At 73.9% G+C, this 1078-nt stretch carries 2 protein-coding genes; one reads left to right on the forward strand and one right to left on the reverse strand.

All coding sequences use genetic code 11. The features are described from left to right. Nucleotides 1-795, forward strand: a 795-nt coding sequence (locus ACFFNX_RS50885; RefSeq protein WP_378213699.1) for a DUF3592 domain-containing protein, incomplete at its 5' end; no start/stop codon positions are given. Here the strand turns inward: ACFFNX_RS50885 and ACFFNX_RS50890 are convergent. Then, nucleotides 792-1078 (reverse strand): hypothetical protein (locus tag ACFFNX_RS50890; RefSeq protein WP_378213701.1); only part of this gene is annotated, 287 nt, incomplete at its 5' end. The two genes, ACFFNX_RS50885 and ACFFNX_RS50890, sit on opposite strands and share 4 nt — an antisense overlap.

A 1078-nucleotide genomic window follows, 5' to 3' on the forward strand; every position in this document is an offset into this window, starting at 1 on the left:
CGGCTGCGGACCCGGCCTCGCGGGACGGGCCTGGCCGCGGCGGTGGCGGCCGTCGTCGTGCTGGCGGCCTGCGTGTACGGCGGGATGGCGGGCCTGCTCCTGGCCCAGATGCTGCCGCGCTCGTTCGGCGCGGTGCGCTACCTCGCCGGCGTCGTGGCCCTCTTCACCGGGCTCATCGCGGGCCTGGGCGTGAGCATCAAGGGAGTGGAGTGGGCGACCGCGGCCCTGAAACGGGTCGCGCGCCTGCTGTTCCGTTCCCTCGGGCGCCCGGTGCCACCCGCGCCGCCCAAGCGGCCCGCGCCGCCCGGGCGAGGCCGACGGGACTGGAGCGTGCTCTCCGGCCTCGCCGTGCCGGCTCTCGCCGTCTTCGGACCGGTCGTGCTGACGACCACGATCATCGGTGGTGTCCGCGACGCGCACCTCCTCGACCGGCTGCGGCACCACGGAGTCGCGGTGACCGGCGAGGTCCACGACCAAGCGACCTTCTCGAAGGGAGGCCGCGGCGGCACCTCCGTGTCCCACCACGTGAGGCTGGTCTTCACGACCCGTGCGGGCGGCAGCGTCACGACCGCCGACCCGGCGATCGACGGCCACCGGTACATCAGGGACGGCATCACCGAGACCACGGTCGTCTACGACCCGGCGCATCCCACGACGGCGGCGGTGGGAGCGCAGCTGAAGTCCTCCCCGTGGGGCGGAAGCAGGACCGGGAACCTGGTGTTCGGCTCGGCACTGACCGTCGTCCTGATCGCCTACCTGCCCTTCTGGCTACACCGACGCGGCCGAACGCGCTAGGTGTACCGACCATGGAGGTTGGCAGGGGCGACACCGCTGGATGCGCGTTCCGTCCACGGTCGTGCGCCCAGCCGGAGGAAGGTCTCCTGCGTCGTGGTCAGGAACGGCCGTGCCTCGCCGATGCGGCGTCGGCGTCGGCGTCGCAGCCGTTCCGCGTACTCCAGTAGCGTCAGCGCGTGCTCGAAGGGGCGGCGTCCGAACGCGGGGTCGGCCAGCGCCGCCAGGACCACCGGCTCGGCGTGCTCGGCCTCGGCCGCCAACGCGCGGCCGCGGTCGACCAGGG

The sequence above is a fragment of the Actinoallomurus acaciae genome (assembly GCF_042429965.1).
Taxonomy (GTDB): domain Bacteria; phylum Actinomycetota; class Actinomycetes; order Streptosporangiales; family Streptosporangiaceae; genus Actinoallomurus; species Actinoallomurus acaciae.